This window comes from Streptomyces sp. NPDC050617 (assembly GCF_040654795.1).
GTDB lineage: Bacteria > Actinomycetota > Actinomycetes > Streptomycetales > Streptomycetaceae > Streptomyces.
Genome location: NZ_JBFAIS010000003.1, coordinates 195,176 through 213,151 on the forward strand (window position 1 = coordinate 195,176; position 17,976 = coordinate 213,151).

Genomic DNA, 17,976 nt, shown 5'->3' on the forward strand with positions numbered 1-17,976 from the left:
ATGGGATCAACGAGCTCAGATGAGCTCGGTGACGGTGCCGCCGGCAGCGGCGATCTTCTCCTTGGCGGAGCCGGAGACGGCGTCGACCGTCACCTGCAGCGCCACGGAGAGCTCACCGGCGCCCAGCACCTTGACGAGCTCGTTCTTGCGCACCGCGCCCTTGGCGACCAGGTCGGCCACCGTGACCTCGCCACCCTGCGGGTAGAGCGCGGCCAGCTTCTCCAGGTTCACGACCTGGAACTGCTTGTGGGCGGGGTTCTTGAAGCCCTTCAGCTTCGGGAGACGCATGTGGAGGGGCATCTGCCCGCCCTCGAAGCGCTCCGGAACCTGGTAACGGGCCTTCGTGCCCTTGGTACCACGACCCGCGGTCTTACCCTTGGACGCCTCACCACGACCCACACGGGTCTTGGCGGTCTTGGCGCCCGGGGCAGGACGGAGGTTGTGGACCTTCAGCGGGTTCTGCTCACCCATGTCAGTCGACCTCCTCGACCGTCACGAGGTGCCGCACGGTCTGCACCATGCCGCGGATCTCGGGGCGGTCCTCCTTGACAACCACGTCGTTCAGGCGCTTGAGCCCGAGCGAGCGCAGGGTGTCGCGGTGGTTCTGCTTGCTGCCGATGTAGGACTTGGTCTGCGTGACCTTGAGGCGAGCCATTACGCACCCACCCCAGCACGCGCCCGCAGCAGAGCGGCGGGAGCGACGTCCTCCAGCGGCAGGCCACGACGGGCGGCGATCTCCTCGGGACGCTGAAGTCCCCGGAGCGCCGTCACCGTGGCGTGCACGATGTTGATCGGGTTCGACGAACCGAGCGACTTGCTCAGCACGTCGTGGATGCCCGCGCACTCCAGCACGGCGCGCACCGGGCCACCGGCGATCACACCGGTACCGGGGGAAGCAGGCTTGAGCAGGACGACGCCCGCGGCCTTCTCGCCCTGGATGGGGTGCGGAATGGTGCCCTGGATACGCGGGACCTTGAAGAAGTTCTTCTTGGCCTCTTCCACGCCCTTGGCGATGGCCGCGGGAACTTCCTTGGCCTTGCCGTATCCGACACCTACGGTGCCGTCACCGTCGCCCACCACGACCAGCGCGGTGAAGCTGAAGCGGCGACCACCCTTGACAACCTTGGCGACACGGTTGATCGCGACAACGCGCTCAACGTATGCGGTCTTCTCGGCGGCAGCGCCACCGTCGCGACCCTTCCGGTCCCGCCGCTCGCCGCCACCGGCACCGCTCCCGCGGCGCTGGGGTCCAGCCATTGGAATTACCTCTCTCTGTTACGTCCGCTAGCTCCGGAACCGGGGCTTAGAACTTCAGCCCGGCTTCGCGGGCGGCGTCCGCCAGAGCGGCAATGCGCCCGGCGTACTGGTTGCCACCGCGGTCGAACACGACGGCCTCGACGCCGGCGGCCTTGGCACGCTCGGCGACCAGGGCGCCGACCTGCTGGGCCTGGGCGCTCTTGTCGGCCTCGCCGCCACGGATGGAGGCGTCCAGGGTCGACGCCGACGCGAGTGTGTGGCCCGCGATGTCGTCGATGACCTGCGCCACCATGTGACGGTTGGAACGCGTCACGACGAGGCGCGGGCGCTCCGGCGTGCCGGAAATCCGCTTGCGTACGCGGATGTGGCGCCGCTTGAGGGCGGCACCCTTGCGGGCGTTACCCTTCGCGATCTTCACACCGTATGCCATGGCTTACTTACCAGCCTTTCCGACCTTGCGGCGGATGACCTCACCCGCGTACTTCACGCCCTTGGCCTTGTAGGGGTCGGGCTTGCGAAGCTTGCGGATGTTGGCGGCGACCTCGCCGACCTTCTGCTTGTCGATGCCCTCGACGCTGAGCTTGGTCGGGGACTCGACCTTGAAGGAGATGCCCTCGGGCGCCTCGACGAGGATGGGGTGGCTGTAGCCCAGCGAGAACTCCAGGTTGGAGCCCTTCGCCTGGACGCGGTAGCCGACACCGCTGATCTCAAGAGCCTTGCTGTAGCCCGTGGTCACGCCGGTGATCATGTTCGCCACCAGCGTGCGGGACAGGCCGTGCAGGGCCTTGTTCTGACGCTCGTCGTTCGGGCGGGTGACGGTCAGTACGCCGTCCTCACCCTTGGCGACCTCGATGGGCGCGGCGACGGTGTGGGAGAGAGCGCCCTTGGGGCCCTTCACCTGAACCGTGCGGCCATCGATGGTGACGTCCACACCAGCGGGAACCTGGATGGGCAGCCGTCCAATTCGCGACATTGGCTATTCCTCCGTTCCCGATTACCAGACGTAGGCGAGGACTTCCCCACCCACGCCCTTCTTGCTGGCCTGCTGACCGGTGAGGAGACCGTGGGACGTGGAGATGATCGCCACGCCCAGGCCGCCGAGCACCTTCGGCAGGTTGGTGGACTTTGCGTAGACCCGCAGGCCCGGCTTGGAGATGCGCTTGATGCCGGCGATCGAGCGCTCGCGGTTCGGGCCGAACTTCAGCTCGAGGACGAGGCTCTTGCCGACCTCGGCGTCCTCGACCTTCCAGCCGGTGATGTAGCCCTCCTGCTGGAGGATCTCCGCGATGTGCGACTTGATCTTGCTGTGCGGCATGGCGACCTCGTCGTGGTACGCCGAGTTCGCGTTACGCAGACGGGTCAGCATGTCTGCGATCGGATCAGTCATGGTCATGAATTGGCCTTCGGCCTCTCTCGCCGCGGTTTCCTGTCTGCGCCATCCCTCTCCCCGGTCAAGGCCGGGACGGGTGCGGTGCGGGGACCTACGGCGTAGTAAGCGACTTTAAGCGGGCAGAGCCCGCGTGCGGTCATGGGCGGCGGGCGCCCAACCCTTCAACTCTACGCGAGTATCCGGGTGGGGCCCGCCGTCCAGGATGCTTACCGAGAGCCCTGGTTTCCCAAGTCGGGAATTACCAGGAGCTCTTGGTCACGCCCGGCAGCTCGCCGCGGTGAGCCATCTCACGGAGGCACACACGGCAGAGGCCGAACTTGCGGTAGACGGAGTGCGGCCGGCCGCAGCGCTGGCAGCGGTTGTACGCGCGCACAGCGAACTTCGGCTTGCGGGCGGCCTTAGCGATCAGTGCCTTCTTCGCCACGGTCAGTTCTCCTTGAACGGGAAGCCGAGGTGACGAAGCAGGGCCCGGCCCTCGTCGTCGTTGGTCGCCGTGGTGACCACGGTGATGTCCATGCCCCGGACCCGGTCGATCTTGTCCTGGTCGATCTCGTGGAACATGACCTGCTCCGTGAGACCGAAGGTGTAGTTGCCCCGGCCGTCGAACTGCTTCGGGGACAGACCACGGAAGTCGCGGATGCGCGGCAGCGCGAGCGACAGCGTACGGTCCAGGAACTCCCACATGCGGTCACCGCGGAGGGTGACGTGGCAGCCGATGGGCTGCCCCTCGCGCAGCTTGAACTGCGCGATCGACTTGCGGGCCTTGGTCACGGCCGGCTTCTGGCCGGTGATCGTGGTGAGGTCGCGAATCGCGCCGTCGATCAGCTTGGAGTCGCGGGCGGCGTCGCCCACACCCATGTTGACCACGATCTTGGTCAGACCGGGGACCTGCATGACGTTCTCGTACGAGAACTGCTCACGCAGCTTGCCCACGATCTCTTCGCGGTAGCGCGTCTTGAGACGCGGCGCGTTGGTGGTGGCAGTCATCAGATGTCCTCACCCGTCCGCTTGGCAACGCGGATCTTGTTGCCCTCGTCGTCGAAGCGGTATCCGACGCGGGTGACGACCTTCTTGCCGTCCTTCTCCACGACGAGCTGAACATTGCTCACGTGGATGGGGGCCTCGGTCGTGACAATGCCGCCGGTCTTCGAACCACGAGCCGTCTGGCCGGCCTTGGTGTGCTTCTTGACCCGGTTGACACCCTCGACGAGGACGCGGTCGTCGGCGGGGTAGGCCACGATGACCTTGCCCTGCTTGCCCTTGTCCTTACCGGTGATGACCTGAACCAGGTCGCCCTTCTTGACCTTCATGGTTACAGCACCTCCGGCGCGAGCGAGATGATCTTCATGAACTTCTTCTCGCGCAGCTCACGGCCGACCGGGCCGAAGATGCGGGTGCCGCGAGGGTCACCGTCGTTCTTCAGAATGACGGCGGCGTTCTCGTCGAAGCGGATGTACGAGCCATCGGGACGGCGGCGCTCCTTGACGGTGCGCACGATGACCGCCTTGATGACGTCACCCTTCTTCACGTTGCCACCGGGGATCGCATCCTTGACGGTGGCGACGATGACGTCACCGATGCCCGCGTAGCGGCGACCCGAGCCGCCGAGAACACGGATGCAAAGGATTTCCTTGGCACCAGTGTTGTCGGCGACCCGAAGTCGCGACTCCTGCTGGATCACGTCTATCTCCTGATCGTCTGCCGGTTCCCGGCGAGGTCCGTGAACGCGTCACGGACCTCACCGAGCCTGGCGGAACTCTCCTGAGGGAAACCCCTCGGGAATTACTTGGCCTTTTCGAGGATCTCGACGATCCGCCAGCGCTTCGTGGCGGACAGCGGCCGGGTCTCCATGAGGAGGACGCGGTCGCCGACACCGGCGGCGTTCTGCTCGTCGTGCGCCTTGAGCTTGTTCGTACGGCGCATGACCTTGCCGTACAGCGCGTGCTTGACGCGGTCCTCGACGGCGACGACGACGGTCTTGTCCATCTTGTCGCTCACCACGAGGCCCTCACGGGTCTTGCGGAAGCCGCGCTCGTTCGTCTCAGTCACATTCATCTCGCTCATCAGGCGCTCTCCACCGTCTCGATGCCGAGCTCGCGCTCACGCATCAGGGTGTAGATCCGGGCGATGTCCTTGCGGACGGCCTTCAGCCGGCCGTGGTTTTCGAGCTGTCCGGTCGCCGCCTGGAAGCGGAGGTTGAACAGCTCCTCCTTGGCCTCACGGAGCTTCGCGACGAGATCCTCGTCGTTCAGCTCACGCAGCTCGGTCGCCTTGGTACCGGCCGCCATCACGACTCACCTGCCTCGCGCCGCACGATGCGGCACTTCATCGGAAGCTTGTGGGCGGCGCGGGTCAGCGCCTCCTTAGCGACCTTCTCGTTCGGGTAGGACAGCTCGAACATCACCCGACCGGGCTTGACGTTCGCGATCCACCACTCCGGCGAACCCTTACCGGAACCCATGCGGGTCTCGGCGGGCTTCTTCGTGAGCGGCCGGTCCGGGTAGATGTTGATCCAGACCTTGCCGCCACGCTTGATGTGGCGGGTCATGGCGATACGGGCGGCCTCGATCTGACGGTTCGTCACGTAGGCCGGGGTCACCGCCTGGATGCCGTACTCACCGAACGCGATCTCGGTGCCGCCCTTGGCCATGCCCGAACGCTTCGGGTGGTGCTGCTTGCGGTGCTTGACCCTGCGAGGGATCAGCATGTCGGTCAGGCCTCCGTTCCGGTGCTCTCAGCGGCCGGAGCGGCAGCGGCCTCGGCCTTGGGGGCCTCGGCAGCCGGCGCCGACTGCTGCTGGGGCTTGCGCCCACGGCCGCCGCGCTCGCCGCCACGGCCGCCACGGGCCGGACGGTCGCTGCCGCCCGCGCCACCGCGGGACGGGCGGTTGCCCGCACGCGCGGCCGCGTTCTCGGCGCGGACCTCGGCGATGTTCTTGACGTCGCCCTTGTAGATCCAGACCTTCACGCCGATGCGGCCGAAGGTCGTCTTGGCCTCGAAGAAGCCGTAGTCCACGTTGGCGCGGAGCGTGTGCAGGGGCACACGGCCCTCGCGGTAGAACTCCGAACGGGACATCTCGGCGCCGCCGAGACGGCCGCCGCACTGGATCTTGATGCCCTTGGCACCGGCCTTCATCGTGGACTGCATGCTCTTGCGCATGGCACGACGGAAGGAAACGCGCGAGGAGAGCTGCTCGGCGACGGCCTGGGCCACCAGCTGAGCGTCCACCTCGGGGTTCTTGACCTCGAGGATGTTCAGCTGAACCTGCTTGCCGGTCAGCTTCTCCAGCTCGCCGCGGATGCGGTCGGCCTCCGCGCCGCGACGGCCGATGACGATGCCCGGCCGGGCGGTGTGGATGTCGACGCGGACGCGGTCACGGGTGCGCTCGATCTCGACCTTGGAGATGCCGGCGCGCTCCATGCCCTTCGTCATCATGCGACGAATGGCGACGTCTTCCTTGACGTAGTCCTTGTACAGCTTGTCGGCGTACCAACGCGACTTGAAGTCGGTGGTAATGCCGAGTCGGAACCCGTGCGGGTTAACCTTCTGGCCCATTACCGGGTTCCTTCCTTGCTGCTGACGACCACGGTGATGTGGCTGGTCCGCTTGCGGATCCGGTAGGCGCGGCCCTGGGCGCGCGGACGGAACCGCTTCAGGGTCGGGCCCTCGTCGACGTACGCCTCGGAGATGACGAGGCTGTCGGCGTCGGTGTGGTCGTAGTTGTGCGCGGCGTTGGCAATGGCGCTGTCCAGCACCTTGCCCACCGGCACGCTCGCGGCCTGCGGGGCGAAACGCAGGACCGCCTGAGCCTCCGTGGCGTCCATGCCACGGATAAGGTCCACCACGCGGCGGGCCTTCATGGGCGTGACGCGGATGTACCGCGCCTGGGCCCTGGCTTCCATGGTTGTCCCTTCGGTGTCAGTCATAGTCTTCGCACCCCGCCTTAGCGGCGCTTCGACTTGCGGTCGTCCTTGACGTGGCCGCGGAAGGTGCGGGTCGGCGCAAACTCGCCGAGCTTGTGGCCGACCATGGACTCGGTGACGAACACCGGAACATGGGTCTTGCCGTTGTGCACCGCGAGCGTGTGGCCGAGCATGGCCGGCACGATCATGGAGCGACGGGACCAGGTCTTGATGACGTTGTGGGTACCGGCCTCGTTCTGAACGTCCACCTTCTTGATCAGGTGGTCGTCGACGAAGGGCCCCTTCTTGAGACTACGCGGCATCTAAACCCGCTCCTAGCGCTTCTTGTTCGTCTTGCGGCGGCGGACGATGTACTTGTTGCTGGCCTTCTTCGGCGAGCGAGTACGACCCTCCTTCTGACCCCACGGCGAGACCGGGTGGCGACCACCGGAGGTCTTGCCCTCACCACCACCGTGCGGGTGGTCAACGGGGTTCATGGCGACACCGCGGACGGTCGGGCGAACGCCCTTCCAGCGCATACGGCCGGCCTTGCCCCAGTTGATGTTCGACTGCTCGGCGTTGCCGACCTCGCCCACAGTGGCGCGGCAGCGGATGTCGACCAGCCGGACCTCGCCGGAGGGCATGCGCAGGTGGGCGTACGTGCCCTCCTTCGCCAGCAGCTGGACCGAAGAACCCGCGGAGCGAGCGATCTTCGCGCCGCCGCCGGGGCGCATCTCGATGGCATGGATGACCGTACCCACCGGGATGTTGCGCAGCGGGAGGTTGTTGCCCGGCTTGATGTCGGCGCCGGGGCCGTTCTCGACCCGGTCGCCCTGCGAGAGCTTGGCCGGGGCGAGGATGTAGCGCTTCTCGCCGTCCATGTAGTGGAGCAGCGCGATGCGCGCGGTGCGGTTCGGGTCGTACTCGATGTGCGCGACCTTGGCCGGCACGCCGTCCTTGTCGTGACGACGGAAGTCGATCACTCGGTAGGCGCGCTTGTGGCCACCGCCCTGGTGGCGAACGGTCACACGACCGGCGTTGTTACGGCCGCCCTTGCTGTGCAGGGGGCGGACCAGCGACTTCTCCGGCGTGGACCGCGTGATCTCGACAAAGTCGGCGACGCTGGAGCCACGACGGCCCGGGGTCGTCGGCTTGTACTTGCGGATACCCATTTCTCAGTCCTCGTCCGATATCGGACGACACGGACTCCGTTAGGAGACCGGGCCGCCGAAGATGTCGATTCGGTCGCCCTCAACGAGGGTCACGATGGCGCGCTTGGTGTCCTTGCGCTTGCCGAAACCGGTGCGGGTGCGCTTGCGCTTGCCCGGCCGGTTGATCGTGTTGACCCCGGAGACCTTGACCGAGAAGACCGCCTCGACGGCCTGCTTGATCTGGGTCTTGTTGGCACGCGGGTCGACGATGAACGTGTACTTGTTCTCGTCCAGCAACGCGTAGCTCTTCTCGGAGACCACCGGCTTGACCAGGATGTCACGGGGGTCCGTGAAGGTCTTGCTGGTGATGACCGCTGCGGTCTCACTCATCAGGCTTCGCTCCCTTCGAGCTCGGCCTCGGAGGCGACAGCCTTGGCAGACGCGGCCGGACCGGCCACGAAGGACTCGAAGGCAGCCTGCGTGAAGACCACGTCGTCGGAGACGAGCACGTCGTACGTGTTCAGCTGGCCCGGCTCCAGGATGTGCACCTGGGGCAGGTTGCGGGCGGAGAGCCACGCGGCCTCGTCGGACCGGTCGGCGACCAGGAGCAGGTTCTTGCGCTCGCTGATCTTGCCGAACAGGGTCTTCGCGGCCTTCGTGGAGACCTCGCCCTCGACCACGCCGGTGACGACGTGGACACGGGAGTGGCGCGCCCGGTCGGAGAGGGCGCCGCGGAGGGCGGCGGCCTTCATCTTCTTGGGGGTCCGCTGCGAGTAGTCGCGCGGCACGGGGCCGTGCACGACGCCGCCGCCGGCGAACTGCGGGGCGCGGGTCGAGCCCTGACGGGCGCGGCCGGTGCCCTTCTGGCGGTACGGCTTCTTGCCGCCGCCGCGGACCTCGCCACGGGTCTTGGTCTTGTGCGTGCCCTGGCGGGCAGCGGCCAGCTGGGCGACGACGACCTGGTGGATCAGCGGAATGCTGACCTGCGCGCCGAAGATCCCCTCGGGGAGTTCGACGGTCCCGGCCTTGTCGCCTGCCGGCGAAAGGATGTCAATGGTGCTCATCGGTTACCTCAGGCCCCCTTGGCCGCGGTACGGACCAGGACGAGGCCGCCATTCGGACCAGGAACCGCTCCCTTGATCAGGAGCAGGCCCTTCTCCGCGTCAACGGCGTGAACGGTCAGGTTCTGGGTGGTGACCCGCTCGTTGCCCATGCGGCCCGCCATGCGCAGGCCCTTGAACACGCGGCCCGGGGTGGCGCAGCCACCGATGGAGCCGGGCGAGCGGTGCTTGCGCTGGGTACCGTGACCGGCGCCCAGGCCCTTGAAGTTGTGACGCTTCATGACACCGGCGAAGCCCTTGCCCTTGCTCTTGCCGGTGACGTCGACCTTGACGCCCGACTCGAACACGGCGGCGGTGACTTCCTGGCCGAGCGTGTACTCGGCGGCGTCGGAGGTCCGCAGCTCCACCAGGTGGCGGCGCGGGGTCACGTCGGCCTTGGCGAAGTGGCCCTTGAGAGGCTTGTTCACCTTGCGCGGGTCGATCTCGCCGAAGGCGATCTGGACCGACTCGTAGCCATCGACATCGTTCTTGCGGACCTGGGTCACGACGCAGGGCCCGGCCTTGACGACGGTCACCGGGACGACCCGGTTGTTCTCGTCCCAGACCTGGGTCATGCCGAGCTTCTCGCCCAGGACGCCCTTAATCTGCTTAGCCATCTCGCGCGTCACCTCAGAGCTTGATCTCGATGTCGACGCCCGCCGGCAGGTCGAGGCGCATGAGCGAGTCAACCGTCTTCGGCGTGGGGTCGAGGATGTCGATGAGGCGCTTGTGCGTACGCATCTCGAAGTGCTCGCGCGCGTCCTTGTACTTGTGCGGCGACTTGATGACGCAGTACACGTTCTTCTCTGTGGGCAGCGGCACCGGGCCCGCGACCGACGCACCAGTGCGAGTCACCGTCTCGACGATCTTCTTCGCCGAGGAGTCGATGACCTCGTGGTCGTAGGCCTTGAGCCGGATGCGGATCTTCTGTCCCGCCATGGCTACTTCGTAGTCCTGTCTCTCGTAACGCTCTGGGACTCGGTTTGTACGCGCCTTCCCTCCGACCCACGCGGTCGGGCGTGTCGCACCCCTTCCGGTGAAATCCCTCAAGAAGAGGAATTCCCTGCGAAGGGGTTCGTGGGGGAAAGCACCCACCGAGTGCCTGGCCGGGACCGCGCTGACGCTTCCCGGAAGATTCCCGTACTTCCACCCTGATCCTCCGGATACGGAGCAGCGGGGTGACGAGTACTGCGGGACTCGCTTCCAGTCCTCCCGGCGGGAGGCGCGCAGCATCGGCACTCAACCGAGCAACCCCGACAGTCTGCCATACGGGGCACAAGGCTGGCCAATCGAAGCGGGGCAGCGTACCCCACTCCACCGACCCACAAGCGCGCACCACCCCGGCGCGCCACTTCGACGCGTCACCCGTCACCCAATGCGCGACTCCCTCATCACTAAGAGTGAAAACCGGATGGGTTACGCATAACTCACCCGGACAGCCCATAGCGTCCGCCTCATGGTCAGCTCATCCCATGAGGCGATGCACCGGATCTTCCAGGAGGATCCGGGGATCTTCGCCCGTACCTTCCGGGCGCTCGGCATCCCTTTCGGCGACCCCGTAGCGGTGTCGCTCCTGCCCACGGATCTCACGGAGACCAAGCCGCTGGAACGCCGGGTGGACACCCTGCTGCGATTCGACACGGCGGAGGACGACGGCTTCCTCCTCGCCGTGGAGGCTCAGGGGAAGAAGGACTCCGCCAAGCCGGCGAGCTGGGCGTACTACGTGGCGCACCTGTGGGCGAAGTACGGCACGCCGCCCGTACTCCTGGTGGTGTGCCAGGACAAGACCACCGCCGCCTGGGCCTCCGGCCCCTTCGCCATCGGCCCCGCCCAGTGGCCCGCGCTCACGCTCCGGCCGCTCGTCCTGGGCCCGCACAACGTCCCCGTCATCACCGACGTCTCCGTCGCCGCCCGCGACATCCCGCTGGCGACGCTCTCGGCCATCACTCACGGTCGCGAGCCGAACGCCGATGCCATACTCAAAGCCCTCGCTTCGGCCCTGAAGACAGTCGACCAGGACACCGCCCGCATCTTCATCGAACTCACCGAACTCGGCCTGGGCAAAGCCCCGGCAGCTCAGATCTGGAGGGACCTCATGGCAGCCGACCTCTCTTTCTTCCGCTCGGAAACCTCCCAGCGGCTACGGGCCGAGGGCGAAGCCGTGGGAGTCGCCAAGGGCGAGGCCGTGGGAGTGGCCAAGTCGATCCTGACCCTTCTCGACCAGCGCGGAATCGAAGTCTCCGACGAAGCACGGGAACGCATCACCGCCTGCCAGGACATCGAAACGCTCTTCACCTGGCTGGCTCGCGTCAATACCGCCGACTCGACTGCGGACCTCTTCGAAGACGCCGAGGCCTGATACCGGCCCCCTCTGCCCTTCTTCCGCTCGGAGACCTCCGAGCAGCTGCGGTCCGAAGGCAGAGCCGCCCGCGCCGTCCACGCCGGCTCGCTGGCGGACGTCCTCGTAGAGGACTGAGCCCGGTCCGCAAGGGCGGTCGGGACCACCCATCCGGCGCGGAACCCGCAGGTTTCGCGCCGGAGCTGTACCCGGTGCCGGTACGTACCGGTGTCATCACTTTTCAGCGTGCGCATCTGCGGACACGCTAAGTGATGTGAATCACGAATCTGTCGCTCAGCGCAGCGCCCCCCACCCGGTCTCCCCCACCCGTCGATTCCGCGTCCAGCTGTCCCCCACCCGCCGCGGCGCCCGGCTGGCCCGATTGCTCGCGACGGAGCAGCTCCGCTCATGGGGGCTGCCGTTCGAGGCGGGGGAGCAGGTCGTCGCGGAGCTGGCCGCGAACGCCGTGTCGCACGGTCGCGTGCCGGGCCGCGATTTCCGCCTCGGCATGACGGTGACGGCGAGCACTCTCCGTATCGAGGTCACCGACGCCCGCGGCGACCGCTCTCCGTCCGCCGCCGCCCCCGCGGCGGCCGCGGAGGCCGAGGAGACGGGCCGCGGCCTCCTCCTGGTCGAGGCGTACGCCGATCGCTGGGGTACGGAGCCGGGCCCGGCCCCCTGCAAGAGGGTCTGGGCGGAACTGGACCTTCCGGCGCCGTACCGGGTGCGGGAGCAGCCGCCCACCGGACGGCGGGGCTAGCGGTGCGGTCCGGTACCCCGGACGCCCGGATTCACCCTGGCCAGTACTCCGACCGGCGGCTATGTCAATCCACCCCGCCGGGATACGAGAGAATATGTGCTTGTCCATTTCGTAACCGGCTTTGTCCCGGTCTTGGGCAACCTACGCGAATCTCTCACCGTCCCTTATCACGCACGGGGCAGCCGGGGCTTGCGTGCTGCACAAAGGGACGGAGTCACGGAGTTGAACATCTCAGAGCGCTCGGGCATATCGCGTCGGTCCGCGCTGGCCGGGCTCGCCGCGGCCACAGCGGTGGCGGCGGCGGGATGCAGCGGCGGCGGTAGCGGGAAGTCGTCGGCCTCCGCCTCGCCCGTGCGCGCCGTCAACCCGAACGCCACCGAGTCTTTCACGGGCGACAAGAAGTCGCTGCTGCTGCAGGTCATGGCCCACCCGGACGACGACCTGTACTTCATGAACCCGGACGCCGAGCACATCGTGCGCTCCGGCGTCCCGGTCGTCTCCGTGTACGTGACGGCCGGCGAGGCGATCGGCAAGAACTGGATCAAGGGCATGCCGAAGTCCAAGCCGGACAAGGCCGCCTACTCCTCCTCCCGCCACCAGGGCCTGCGCCAGGCGTACGCGACCATGCTCGGCGTGGACAAGTTCACGCCCTGGCAGAAGTCGGTCATCGACCTGCCGGGCGGCGTCAAGGCCGAGGCCAACGTGTTGTCGCACGGCAACCTCCACGCCCAGTTGATCTTCCTCAACATCGCGATGCTCTCCCCCGGCGAGGTGCGAATACCGGCCCTGTGGGACAAGCCGGGCGCCGTGATGCGCTCGATGGCGGCCGCCGACTCGCCGTGCCAGACGGTCAGCAAGTACACCCACGACACCCTCGTCGACGTGCTGGCCGGCATCATGGACCGCTTCAAGCCCACCGTGATCCACACGATGGACCCGGACCCCGAGTTCCAGGTGCACGACGCCACGCACCCCAAGGACAACGACTACGGGTCGTGCTCCGACCACCGGGACCACACCCCGACGGCGCTCTTCACCTGGAAGGCGATGTCGCAGTGGGTGGCCGACGCCACCAAGCGCGACCGCAAGGCCCCGCCGTTCACCACGACGTCCTTCCGCGGCTACTACAACCAGCGCTGGCCGCACAATCTCCCGCTGGACGTCGTCGACCAGAAGCGCAAGCTCGTCAACGCCTACGGCGGCGACCCGCACTGGGACTGCGGCAACCCCGGCGGCTGCGGCGACTACGGCCAGGGCGGCGACCGCTCGATGCGCAACCGCAAGGCGTGGATCCGCTCCACCCACTACCGCTACCCCGGCGCCCTGCCCGCCACGTCCACCGACAAGGCGGGCCGCCTGGAGGCGTACGGCGTGCTGGGCACCCAGGCCGTCCGCTGGCGCGAGACCAGCCCCGGCAGCGGCCGCTGGGCCACCCCGCAGAACCTCGGCGGCGGCCCGCTCGCCCCCACGCTGTCCTCCGTCAAGGACTCCAAGGGCCGCCGGCTCATCTTCGCGCTGCGCTTCTCCGCCCTCGAAGGCCAGGGCCGCGCGAACACCCGCGAGATCGTCATGCTGGAGCAGCGCTCCCCCGACGGCCCGTTCAAGGCGTGGACCGGACTCGGCAACCCCGAGCGCAAGGCATGGCGCGGCAGACGCGTCGGCTGCCCCACCGCGATCGCCACCCCCGACGGCCGGGTGCACCTGTTCGCCCGTACGGCCGACAAGGGCCTCGCCACCCGCGTCCGCGAGCCGAACGGCCACTGGAGCGGCTGGAAGGACATCGGCGGCGCCGAGATCCAGGAAGGCGTGACCGTGATGCTGGACAAGCAGAAGCGCGTCCACGTCTTCGGCCCCGGCCGCGACGCCGTCCACCACTGGACCCAGGACGCCCCCGGCCAGGCCGTCTACTTCCAGCCGCTGGACGGCCTGCCGCAGCCCGGCGGCCAGCCGGGCGCCACCCTCGCCCCGGACGGGTCGATCACCGTCGTCTACCGCACCCCCGCCGCCGCGCAGCCCGTCGTGCACACCTTCACCCCGCCGGACCTGGGCGGCGACGCCCAGCAGACGGCCGCCGACATCGACGCGAAGTCGATGACGAGCAGCACGCTCAAGCATTTCGACGGCTACGGGCCGATCGGCGCCCACACGCTGGCCGTGCGCGGCAGCAAGGACTCCGTCATGATGCTGGGCCGCGCCACCAACGGCGGCGTGCAGCTCCAGGACAGCGTCTCCCCCGGCGCCACGCCGCTGCGTTCCCCCGCCCAGTTCGTACCGGTGGGCACCGTGTCGCTGCTCGCGGACGCCGACCACAAGCTGTGCGTCGTGGGCATGGGCCCGGAGGCCGTGCCGTGGATCTGGCGCCCGAAGCCCGGCGAGCACACGTAACCCGCAGCCTTTAAGGCCGCCCCAGGCCCGTACGCCCTCCCCGGCGCGTACGGGCCTTCGCCTTGCCCGCCGTACGTACGCCCCGAGATACGCGAAAAGCCAGAGGCCCTGCCCACCGAAGTGGACAGGGCCTCTGGCGTACAGCTCCGAAGAGCGGTCAGATCAGCCGGATCGTCACTTGACGATCTTGGTGACCTGGCCGGCGCCCACGGTCCGGCCACCCTCACGGATGGCGAACTTCAGGCCCTCCTCCATGGCGACCGGCTGGATCAGCTGGACGGACATGGCGGTGTTGTCGCCCGGCATGACCATCTCGGTGCCCTCGGGGAGGGTCACGACGCCGGTCACGTCCGTGGTACGGAAGTAGAACTGCGGGCGGTAGTTGTTGAAGAACGGGGTGTGGCGGCCACCCTCGTCCTTCGACAGGATGTACGCCTGCGCCTCGAACTCCGTGTGCGGGGTGACCGAGCCGGGCTTGATGATGACCTGGCCGCGCTCGACGTCCTCGCGCTTGATGCCGCGGAGCAGCAGACCGACGTTCTCACCGGCCTGACCCTCGTCCAGCAGCTTCCGGAACATCTCGATGCCCGTGACCGTGGTCGTGGTCTTGTCCTGCTTGATGCCGATGATGTCGACGGTCTCGTTGACCTTGAGGACACCACGCTCGATGCGGCCGGTGACGACCGTACCGCGACCGGTGATCGTGAAGACGTCCTCGATCGGCATCAGGAACGGCTTGTCGGTGTCGCGCTCCGGGGACGGGATGGAGTCGTCGACGGCCTGCATCAGGTTCAGGACCGACTGGCCCCACTCCTTGTCGCCCTCCAGCGCCTTCAGCGCGGAGACCTTGACGACCGGGAGCTCGTCGCCCGGGAACTCGTACTCGGAGAGGAGCTCACGGACCTCGAGCTCGACGAGCTCCAGGATCTCCTCGTCGTCCACCATGTCGGCCTTGTTCAGGGCGACGACGATGTACGGAACGCCGACCTGGCGGGCCAGGAGCACGTGCTCCTTGGTCTGCGGCATCGGGCCGTCGGTGGCGGCGACCACGAGGATGGCGCCGTCCATCTGCGCGGCACCCGTGATCATGTTCTTGATGTAGTCCGCGTGACCGGGGCAGTCGACGTGCGCGTAGTGACGGTTCTCCGTCTGGTACTCGACGTGCGCGATGGAGATCGTGATACCGCGCTGGCGCTCCTCAGGAGCCTTGTCGATCTGGTCGAAGGCCGAGGCCTCGTTCAGGTCCGGGTACGCGTCGTGCAGCACCTTGGTAATCGCCGCGGTCAGCGTCGTCTTACCGTGGTCGATGTGACCGATGGTGCCGATGTTGACGTGCGGCTTAGTCCGCTCGAACTTCGCCTTCGCCACTGGGGTCCTCCTGTGGAGTGGTTCTGGTACGCCTTACTTCATCGGCGCCAGGTGATCTTTGCTGGGGTGCCGTCCGCCGGGGCTTCCACCGCATTCCATACGGCCTGCTGAGGAATGCCCCGGCTTTCGGTTTCTAGCCTAAGGTGTGCGACTCGTCCGTGCGGACGGAGTCACTCGCCCTTGGCCTTGGCGATGATCTCCTCGGCGACGTTCCGCGGAACCTCGGCGTAGGAGTCGAACTGCATCGAGTAGCTTGCGCGACCCGAGGTCTTGCTGCGGAGGTCTCCGACGTAGCCGAACATCTCCGACAGCGGAACCAGACCCTTGACGAGCTTGGCGCCGCTGCGGTCCTCCATGGACTGGATCTGCCCACGGCGGGAGTTGATGTCACCGATGACATCGCCCATGTAGTCCTCGGGGGTGGTGACCTCGACGGCCATCATCGGCTCGAGCAGAGCCGGCGACGCCTTGCGGGCACCTTCCTTGAACGCCATGGAACCGGCGATCTTGAACGCCATCTCCGAGGAGTCGACGTCGTGGTAGCCACCGTCGAGCAGTGTCACCTTGACGCCGGTCAGCGGGTAGCCGGCGAGAACACCGAACTGCATGGCCTCCTGGCAGCCCTGGTCCACGGACGGGATGTACTCCCGCGGGATGCGGCCGCCGGTGACCTTGTTCTCGAACTCGTACCCGTCACCCTCAAGGGGCTCGATCGCCATCTGCACCTTGGCGAACTGGCCGGAACCACCAGTCTGCTTCTTGTGCGTGTAGTCGATGCGCTCGACGGCCTTGCGCAGCGTCTCGCGGTACGCGACCTGCGGCTTGCCGACGTTCGCCTCGACCCGGAACTCACGGCGCATCCGGTCGACCAGCACGTCGAGGTGGAGCTCGCCCATCCCCTTGATGATGGTCTGGCCGGTCTCCTCGTCGGTGACGACCTGGAAGGACGGGTCCTCCTCGGCGAGGCGCTGGATGGCGACACCCAGCTTCTCCTGGTCGCCCTTGGACTTCGGCTCGATGGCGACCTCGATCACCGGAGCGGGGAAGTTCATGGACTCCAGGATCACCGGCTGGCCCGCGTCGCAGAGGGTCTCGCCCGTGGTGGTCTGCTTGAGACCCATGACGGCGACGATGTCGCCGGCGCCCACGCCCTCGATCTCCTCACGCTTGTTCGCGTGCATCCGGTAGATCTTGCCGATGCGCTCCTTCTTGCCCTTAACGGAGTTCAGCACCTGGGAGCCGGTCTCCATGCGGCCCGAGTACACCCGGACGAAGGTGAGCTTGCCGAGGTGCGGGTCGCTCGCGATCTTGAACGCCAGGCCGGCGAAGGGCTCGTCCTCGGACGGACGGCGCTTGATGACCTCGTCCTCGTCCTTGACGGAGTGGCCCTCGACGGCGTCGACGTCCAGCGGCGACGGCAGGTAGCGCACGACGGCGTCGAGCAGCGGCTGCACGCCCTTGTTCTTGAACGCGGTACCGCAGAACACGGGGGTGACCGTGACGGTGCCCTCGGCGCCGGTCGAGGCGATGGTGATGCGGCGGATGGCCTCCATCAGCTGGTCCTGGGTGGGCTCCTCGCCCTCCAGGTACAGCTCCATCATGGCCTCGTCGTTCTCGGCGACGGCCTCGAGCAGCTTGCCGCGCCACTCCTCGGCGGCCTCGGTGTGGGTCTCCGGGATGTCGACGGTGTCGTACATCTCGCCCTTGGCGGCCTCGGCGTTCCAGACCAGCGCCTTCATGGCGACGAGGTCGACGACGCCCTTGAAGTCGGCCTCGGTGCCGATCGGGAGCTGCATGACCAGCGGCACCGCACCGAGGCGGTCGACGATCATGTCGACGCAGCGGTGGAACTCGGCGCCGGTGCGGTCGAGCTTGTTGACGAAGCAGATGCGCGGCACGCCGTAGCGGTCGGCCTGCCGCCACACCGTCTCGGACTGCGGCTCAACACCGGCGACGCCGTCGAACACCGTCACGGCACCGTCGAGCACGCGCAGCGAACGCTCCACCTCGACGGTGAAGTCGACGTGGCCCGGCGTGTCGATGATGTTGATGGTGTGGTCGACGTCGTTCAGCGGCCAGTGGCAGGTCGTCGCGGCAGACGTGATCGTGATGCCGCGCTCCTGCTCCTGCTCCATCCAGTCCATCGTGGCAGCGCCGTCGTGGACTTCACCGATCTTGTAGGAGACACCGGTGTAGAACAGAATCCGCTCGGTGGTGGTCGTCTTGCCCGCGTCGATGTGGGCCATGATCCCGATATTGCGGACCTTGGCCAGGTCAAGCGAAGTGGTGGCCATATGGCTCAGTCTTCTCTCGGTCTCGATGTGG

At 67.3% G+C, this 17,976-nt stretch carries 26 protein-coding genes; 3 read left to right on the plus strand and 23 right to left on the minus strand.

Annotation, left to right across the window (positions count from 1 at the left end):
- Positions 1-15 precede the first annotated feature (15 nt).
- The 21 genes from rplO to rpsJ all read right to left on the minus strand — a co-directional run bounded on the left by rplO (position 16) and on the right by rpsJ (position 9,739).
- Positions 16-471, minus strand: a complete 456-nt coding sequence (rplO, locus tag AB0I49_RS05875; protein ID WP_363134921.1) for a 50S ribosomal protein L15 — start codon at positions 469-471, stop codon at positions 16-18.
- A 1-nt stretch (position 472) separates the two neighbouring features.
- The gene (gene rpmD / locus AB0I49_RS05880) at positions 473-655 is read right to left on the minus strand and encodes a 50S ribosomal protein L30 (RefSeq protein ID WP_030890715.1); all 183 of its coding nucleotides are present in this window, start codon (positions 653-655) and stop codon (positions 473-475) included.
- The gene (rpsE, locus tag AB0I49_RS05885) at positions 655-1,257 is read right to left on the minus strand and encodes a 30S ribosomal protein S5 (RefSeq protein ID WP_363134920.1); all 603 of its coding nucleotides are present in this window, start codon (positions 1,255-1,257) and stop codon (positions 655-657) included. The genes rpmD and rpsE overlap by 1 nt, the downstream gene beginning before the upstream one ends.
- A 46-nt stretch (positions 1,258-1,303) precedes the next feature.
- A complete protein-coding gene (gene rplR / locus AB0I49_RS05890; protein ID WP_030890718.1) occupies positions 1,304-1,687 on the minus strand; it encodes a 50S ribosomal protein L18 in 384 nt (127 codons plus the stop codon).
- A 3-nt stretch (positions 1,688-1,690) separates the two neighbouring features.
- Positions 1,691-2,230: a 50S ribosomal protein L6 gene (gene rplF / locus AB0I49_RS05895; RefSeq protein WP_363225592.1), complete on the minus strand. Its 540-nt coding sequence runs from the start codon at positions 2,228-2,230 to the stop codon at positions 1,691-1,693.
- 21 nt (positions 2,231-2,251) lie between these two features.
- Entirely contained in the window at positions 2,252-2,650 is a 399-nt protein-coding gene (gene rpsH / locus AB0I49_RS05900; RefSeq protein ID WP_363225593.1) for a 30S ribosomal protein S8, read from the minus strand.
- Positions 2,651-2,885: 235 nt separating this feature from the next.
- The gene (locus AB0I49_RS05905; protein WP_030890724.1) at positions 2,886-3,071 is read right to left on the minus strand and encodes a type Z 30S ribosomal protein S14; all 186 of its coding nucleotides are present in this window, start codon (positions 3,069-3,071) and stop codon (positions 2,886-2,888) included.
- Positions 3,072-3,073: 2 nt separating this feature from the next.
- Positions 3,074-3,634, minus strand: coding sequence for a 50S ribosomal protein L5 (gene rplE / locus AB0I49_RS05910; RefSeq protein WP_030890727.1), 561 nt, complete (start codon positions 3,632-3,634; stop codon positions 3,074-3,076).
- Complete coding sequence (gene rplX, locus AB0I49_RS05915; protein WP_030890730.1) at positions 3,634-3,957, minus strand: 50S ribosomal protein L24; 324 nt, start codon at positions 3,955-3,957, stop codon at positions 3,634-3,636. The genes rplE and rplX overlap by 1 nt, the downstream gene beginning before the upstream one ends.
- A gap of 2 nt (positions 3,958-3,959) precedes the next feature.
- Complete coding sequence (gene rplN / locus AB0I49_RS05920) at positions 3,960-4,328, minus strand: 50S ribosomal protein L14 (protein ID WP_003992364.1); 369 nt, start codon at positions 4,326-4,328, stop codon at positions 3,960-3,962.
- Between the two features lie 101 nt (positions 4,329-4,429).
- Complete coding sequence (gene rpsQ / locus AB0I49_RS05925) at positions 4,430-4,711, minus strand: 30S ribosomal protein S17 (RefSeq protein ID WP_363225594.1); 282 nt, start codon at positions 4,709-4,711, stop codon at positions 4,430-4,432.
- Entirely contained in the window at positions 4,711-4,935 is a 225-nt protein-coding gene (gene rpmC, locus AB0I49_RS05930) for a 50S ribosomal protein L29 (RefSeq protein ID WP_030890741.1), read from the minus strand. The genes rpsQ and rpmC overlap by 1 nt, the downstream gene beginning before the upstream one ends.
- Complete coding sequence (gene rplP / locus AB0I49_RS05935; protein WP_030890744.1) at positions 4,935-5,354, minus strand: 50S ribosomal protein L16; 420 nt, start codon at positions 5,352-5,354, stop codon at positions 4,935-4,937. Before rplP ends, rpmC begins: the two co-directional genes overlap by 1 nt.
- 5 nt (positions 5,355-5,359) lie before the next feature.
- Positions 5,360-6,202, minus strand: coding sequence for a 30S ribosomal protein S3 (gene rpsC / locus AB0I49_RS05940; protein WP_030890746.1), 843 nt, complete (start codon positions 6,200-6,202; stop codon positions 5,360-5,362).
- Positions 6,202-6,549, minus strand: coding sequence for a 50S ribosomal protein L22 (gene rplV / locus AB0I49_RS05945; RefSeq protein ID WP_030619142.1), 348 nt, complete (start codon positions 6,547-6,549; stop codon positions 6,202-6,204). The genes rpsC and rplV overlap by 1 nt, the downstream gene beginning before the upstream one ends.
- Before the next feature lie 41 nt (positions 6,550-6,590).
- Complete coding sequence (gene rpsS, locus AB0I49_RS05950) at positions 6,591-6,872, minus strand: 30S ribosomal protein S19 (protein WP_363134915.1); 282 nt, start codon at positions 6,870-6,872, stop codon at positions 6,591-6,593.
- A gap of 12 nt (positions 6,873-6,884) precedes the next feature.
- Positions 6,885-7,721: a 50S ribosomal protein L2 gene (gene rplB, locus AB0I49_RS05955; protein ID WP_363225595.1), complete on the minus strand. Its 837-nt coding sequence runs from the start codon at positions 7,719-7,721 to the stop codon at positions 6,885-6,887.
- A gap of 39 nt (positions 7,722-7,760) precedes the next feature.
- The gene (rplW, locus tag AB0I49_RS05960) at positions 7,761-8,090 is read right to left on the minus strand and encodes a 50S ribosomal protein L23 (protein WP_030890757.1); all 330 of its coding nucleotides are present in this window, start codon (positions 8,088-8,090) and stop codon (positions 7,761-7,763) included.
- Complete coding sequence (gene rplD / locus AB0I49_RS05965; RefSeq protein WP_362159568.1) at positions 8,090-8,764, minus strand: 50S ribosomal protein L4; 675 nt, start codon at positions 8,762-8,764, stop codon at positions 8,090-8,092. Before rplD ends, rplW begins: the two co-directional genes overlap by 1 nt.
- Before the next feature lie 8 nt (positions 8,765-8,772).
- Positions 8,773-9,417 carry a 50S ribosomal protein L3 gene (rplC, locus tag AB0I49_RS05970; protein WP_363225596.1) on the minus strand — a complete coding sequence of 215 codons (645 nt, stop codon included), beginning with the start codon at positions 9,415-9,417 and terminating at the stop codon, positions 8,773-8,775.
- Between the two features lie 13 nt (positions 9,418-9,430).
- Positions 9,431-9,739: a 30S ribosomal protein S10 gene (gene rpsJ / locus AB0I49_RS05975; RefSeq protein WP_014054162.1), complete on the minus strand. Its 309-nt coding sequence runs from the start codon at positions 9,737-9,739 to the stop codon at positions 9,431-9,433.
- A 517-nt stretch (positions 9,740-10,256) separates the two neighbouring features.
- On the opposite strand from rpsJ, the gene AB0I49_RS05980 reads away from it, so the two are divergent.
- The 3 genes from AB0I49_RS05980 to AB0I49_RS05990 all read left to right on the plus strand — a co-directional run bounded on the left by AB0I49_RS05980 (position 10,257) and on the right by AB0I49_RS05990 (position 14,283).
- Complete coding sequence (locus AB0I49_RS05980; RefSeq protein ID WP_363225597.1) at positions 10,257-11,159, plus strand: hypothetical protein; 903 nt, start codon at positions 10,257-10,259, stop codon at positions 11,157-11,159.
- Between the two features lie 253 nt (positions 11,160-11,412).
- A complete protein-coding gene (locus AB0I49_RS05985) occupies positions 11,413-11,898 on the plus strand; it encodes an ATP-binding protein (protein ID WP_363225598.1) in 486 nt (161 codons plus the stop codon).
- Positions 11,899-12,120: 222 nt separating this feature from the next.
- On the plus strand, positions 12,121-14,283 hold the full coding sequence (locus tag AB0I49_RS05990; RefSeq protein ID WP_363225599.1) for a PIG-L family deacetylase: 2,163 nt from the start codon (positions 12,121-12,123) through the stop codon (positions 14,281-14,283).
- 174 nt (positions 14,284-14,457) lie between these two features.
- On the opposite strand, the gene tuf is transcribed toward AB0I49_RS05990, so the two are convergent.
- Complete coding sequence (gene tuf, locus AB0I49_RS05995; protein ID WP_030890781.1) at positions 14,458-15,651, minus strand: elongation factor Tu; 1,194 nt, start codon at positions 15,649-15,651, stop codon at positions 14,458-14,460.
- A 170-nt stretch (positions 15,652-15,821) separates the two neighbouring features.
- Positions 15,822-17,945 (minus strand): elongation factor G, encoded by a 2,124-nt coding sequence (fusA, locus tag AB0I49_RS06000; protein WP_363225600.1) that lies wholly within the window; start codon positions 17,943-17,945, stop codon positions 15,822-15,824.
- Between the last annotated feature and the right edge of the window lie 31 nt (positions 17,946-17,976).

Coding starts and splice junctions, on each gene's coding strand:
- rpsE (WP_363134920.1), bottom strand. CDS start 1,257: ATGGCTGGACCCCAGCGCCGCGGGAGCGGTGCCGGTGGCGGCGAGCGG.
- rplP (WP_030890744.1), bottom strand. CDS start 5,354: ATGCTGATCCCTCGCAGGGTCAAGCACCGCAAGCAGCACCACCCGAAG.
- rpmD (WP_030890715.1), bottom strand. CDS start 655: ATGGCTCGCCTCAAGGTCACGCAGACCAAGTCCTACATCGGCAGCAAG.
- rpsC (WP_030890746.1), bottom strand. CDS start 6,202: ATGGGCCAGAAGGTTAACCCGCACGGGTTCCGACTCGGCATTACCACC.
- rplO (WP_363134921.1), bottom strand. CDS start 471: ATGGGTGAGCAGAACCCGCTGAAGGTCCACAACCTCCGTCCTGCCCCG.
- rplX (WP_030890730.1), bottom strand. CDS start 3,957: ATGAAGGTCAAGAAGGGCGACCTGGTTCAGGTCATCACCGGTAAGGAC.
- rplR (WP_030890718.1), bottom strand. CDS start 1,687: ATGGCATACGGTGTGAAGATCGCGAAGGGTAACGCCCGCAAGGGTGCC.
- rpsQ (WP_363225594.1), bottom strand. CDS start 4,711: ATGAGCGAGATGAATGTGACTGAGACGAACGAGCGCGGCTTCCGCAAG.
- rplF (WP_363225592.1), bottom strand. CDS start 2,230: ATGTCGCGAATTGGACGGCTGCCCATCCAGGTTCCCGCTGGTGTGGAC.
- rplB (WP_363225595.1), bottom strand. CDS start 7,721: ATGGGTATCCGCAAGTACAAGCCGACGACCCCGGGCCGTCGTGGCTCC.
- rplW (WP_030890757.1), bottom strand. CDS start 8,090: ATGAGTGAGACCGCAGCGGTCATCACCAGCAAGACCTTCACGGACCCC.
- rplV (WP_030619142.1), bottom strand. CDS start 6,549: ATGGAAGCCAGGGCCCAGGCGCGGTACATCCGCGTCACGCCCATGAAG.
- AB0I49_RS05980 (WP_363225597.1), top strand. CDS start 10,257: ATGGTCAGCTCATCCCATGAGGCGATGCACCGGATCTTCCAGGAGGAT.
- rpmC (WP_030890741.1), bottom strand. CDS start 4,935: ATGGCGGCCGGTACCAAGGCGACCGAGCTGCGTGAGCTGAACGACGAG.
- rpsH (WP_363225593.1), bottom strand. CDS start 2,650: ATGACCATGACTGATCCGATCGCAGACATGCTGACCCGTCTGCGTAAC.
- rpsS (WP_363134915.1), bottom strand. CDS start 6,872: ATGCCGCGTAGTCTCAAGAAGGGGCCCTTCGTCGACGACCACCTGATC.
- rplE (WP_030890727.1), bottom strand. CDS start 3,634: ATGACTGCCACCACCAACGCGCCGCGTCTCAAGACGCGCTACCGCGAA.
- rplD (WP_362159568.1), bottom strand. CDS start 8,764: ATGAGCACCATTGACATCCTTTCGCCGGCAGGCGACAAGGCCGGGACC.
- rplC (WP_363225596.1), bottom strand. CDS start 9,417: ATGGCTAAGCAGATTAAGGGCGTCCTGGGCGAGAAGCTCGGCATGACC.
- rpsJ (WP_014054162.1), bottom strand. CDS start 9,739: ATGGCGGGACAGAAGATCCGCATCCGGCTCAAGGCCTACGACCACGAG.
- fusA (WP_363225600.1), bottom strand. CDS start 17,945: ATGGCCACCACTTCGCTTGACCTGGCCAAGGTCCGCAATATCGGGATC.